Source organism: Bradyrhizobium sp. UFLA05-108 (assembly GCF_059803455.1).
This window is the reverse complement of the sequence record NZ_JBANAZ010000166.1, coordinates 1-2,511: the sequence shown is the minus strand read 5'-3', so window position 1 is coordinate 2,511 and position 2,511 is coordinate 1. Positions and strand designations below refer to the sequence as shown.

The window sequence follows — 2,511 nt, the reverse complement described above, 5'->3', positions numbered from 1 at the left end:
CACCTTCAACCAGCTGCCAGAGAAGCGCGCGAGGGCTTTGTGATGATCCAGATCTCACAACGAGGCAAGGCATATTTAGAGACGGCACGGACTTTGCTCCGCGTCGCCCAAACCATGACCGACTCAGCGATTGCGGGTCAGCTTAAGGCCCTTGCCGACGACTACGAGCGGCGAGCTGAGAAAGCTTCGCACGTTGATGCGGCCAAACCATTGGCCCGATCTGCTCCTAGCGCTGAACGCGAATGGCATGCATGACCGGGTGGGCAGCTTCAACATGTTCCGCGTATTCTGTACCATTGAAGCGCTGAATCTGCGCCCCGGCTCAAAGGAGCTGGAGGCATTCAACGTCGAGCGCGTGCGCGGCTACCTCGAGTGCAATCTCGGTTGCAAGAAGAAGGAAGTGATCCAAGCGCTAGGCCTGAATCCGCGAACAGTGGCCAAGGCCATCAAGTTCATCCGGGCGAATGCTCATCGCAGCGAGGGGACTCTCCAGTCGTGATCAAGATAATCGCCGTGCTCTGCAATCTCTCCTCTCCGGCAAATTGCCACGAGCAGACCGTCACCACCTCGGACTTCGCCGACGTCTCGATGCAGTCCTGCCTGATGGGCGCGCCGCAGCTCGCCGAGTGGATGAACCTGCATCCGGCAGAACGCCTGGCGGGATGGCGCTGCGTGATCGGCAAACAGGGTGGCAGGCGAGCTTAGGGTGGAAATCCTCGCTACGGCATCACGTGGCGCGGCGGGGATAACGATTCTCTATCGACTCTATGGCGAGAGGTGATTTCCCTCACCGGCGTTGCAAGGTCATTCTCCTCGGGTGGTGGATAGTCTTTCTTTTACACGAACAGAAGCTACCATGAAGATGATCGACAAACGTCGAGGATGATACCAAGAGGAGGCTACCGTGCCCTACTGCTCAGAGAGTCCTAGATCCGACAGAGCCGCGCGATGCGCAGTTTGTGATGGCAAGTTTGGTCTCGTCCGCCACTACTCGTGGCGTACCCAGCTTTGTTCTAGGAAGTGCGTTGATCGCTATGATTCGATAACCGCAATGCGAGTTAGTAGAATGTTTCAGCTATCACAGGAGCAACAGTGAATATTGTTCTAATATCTCAGTTGGCGGCGGCCGTCATCGGTGCGTTGTTTGTGGCATACAACTTATTTCACTACGTACTGTTTCTTTTGGTGACCCGACCGAAGGACGCGAGCAAGATTGGCCACCAACTGAATGAATTCGAGCAGCGCCAACTGATTGAGTGGACACCAAAGCCGAACGACTTTCTCAAACATGACGACGAAAAGCGCACATACGATGACGTGTTCGGCACGTATCGCGACGAGCAATCGAACTACAGCACCTGTGTGTTTCCCCGATTGGCATTTTCGCGCCCCTACGAGGCCGAATATGCACTTTTGAAGCCGAAAGACGGGATGCGGTTCCTGGATCTCGGGTGCGGCTCCGGCGCGGCAGCCGAATACCTGGCCGGACGGAGCAATATCGAAATTGTGTGCGTGACCAATTCATCTGTGCAGGCGGAGATCTGCCGGCGGAAATTTGCGAGACTTGGCGGGCGTGGACAGGTGATAGTCATCGACTTCGACAGCCTCGATCTCCCGAATGAATACTTCGATGGCATTTATGCGCTCGAGTCGATTGGCTACACCAAAGACCTGGACGCGTGGCTAGCAAGGTGCTGGCGGATGCTCAAGCCGGGAGGACGGTTGCTGATCCATTCGCCGGGGTCGCTGGATCATTGTCGCCGTACCAAGGATTACCTGAGTGTCACCGCCTTCTTCGAGAATTGGCGCTACAATTTTGTCGGAGCCAATCTTCTCGTCTACAAGATGCGCCGACTTGGCTTCAGTCCAATCCACTATCGGCGACTACCATTCTTGGCCTGGGGAGTAACCTGGAACTTCATTCAACACATGCTGTTGTGGAAGTACCGACTAAAGATGCGCACTTTCGTGGAACTGGAGCGAATCATTTGGCGCACGTCGAAGGTGTTTGTGTTTGGCAATCCGTACAACACGGTGCTGGCCACCAAACCCACGGCACTATCTTGCTCCGAAACTCATACATCGGAAGCAGTGACCTCATTGGTGACGACAAATGTTCCGCCTATTACACCCCACCGGGTAGACAATCTCGCCGGCGGCAGGAGAGAATCTCTGAATAGTAGTGAAGATCACGCCGCCGGACGCGCGGATGCAGTCGCTTGATCGTCGATCGGCACAGTGAATTGCACGGTGATGCCTGGCCCGGCGTTCGGGGTGGCCCATATGCGTCCCCCGTGAGCTTCGACAATCGAATGGCAGATTGATAGCCCCATGCCCATGCCGCCGGTCTTTAATGTAATGAAGGCGTCAAGACGCGCTCCAGGTCCAGTGAGCTCAGACCTGGACCCGACTCCCGCACTTCGACAAGCACGCCGTCCTAATCTTACTGTGTCATAAAATCATCCGCACGGTACGTCTTTGGATGAGAGCAGTACAGCACGGACATCGTCG

Annotated in this window: 5 protein-coding genes; 4 read left to right on the top strand and 1 reads right to left on the bottom strand. The window is 55.7% G+C overall.

Annotated features, from left to right (window positions below; all coding sequences use genetic code 11):
- The 4 genes from SO140_RS45615 to SO140_RS45600 all read left to right on the top strand — a co-directional run.
- Positions 1–255: hypothetical protein (locus SO140_RS45615; protein WP_498544169.1), on the top strand; the 255-nt coding region annotated here is incomplete at its 5' end.
- Between the two features lie 19 nt (positions 256–274).
- Positions 275–499 carry a hypothetical protein gene (locus SO140_RS45610; protein WP_498544168.1) on the top strand — a complete coding sequence of 75 codons (225 nt, stop codon included), beginning with the start codon at positions 275–277 and terminating at the stop codon, positions 497–499.
- A complete protein-coding gene (locus tag SO140_RS45605) occupies positions 496–705 on the top strand; it encodes a hypothetical protein (protein WP_498544167.1) in 210 nt (69 codons plus the stop codon). Before SO140_RS45610 ends, SO140_RS45605 begins: the two co-directional genes overlap by 4 nt.
- 387 nt (positions 706–1,092) lie before the next feature.
- Positions 1,093–2,223, top strand: a complete 1,131-nt coding sequence (locus tag SO140_RS45600) for an SAM-dependent methyltransferase (protein WP_498544166.1) — start codon at positions 1,093–1,095, stop codon at positions 2,221–2,223.
- Here SO140_RS45600 and SO140_RS45595 read toward each other — a convergent pair.
- Positions 2,190–2,333, bottom strand: coding sequence for an ATP-binding protein (locus tag SO140_RS45595; protein WP_498544165.1), 144 nt, complete (start codon positions 2,331–2,333; stop codon positions 2,190–2,192). The two genes, SO140_RS45600 and SO140_RS45595, sit on opposite strands and share 34 nt — an antisense overlap.
- Between the last annotated feature and the right edge of the window lie 178 nt (positions 2,334–2,511).

Excerpts from the sequence above, each read along its gene's own strand:
- SO140_RS45595 (WP_498544165.1), bottom strand. The coding sequence starts at position 2,333 with ATGGGGCTATCAATCTGCCATTCGATTGTCGAAGCTCACGGGGGACGC.
- SO140_RS45610 (WP_498544168.1), top strand. The coding sequence starts at position 275 with ATGTTCCGCGTATTCTGTACCATTGAAGCGCTGAATCTGCGCCCCGGC.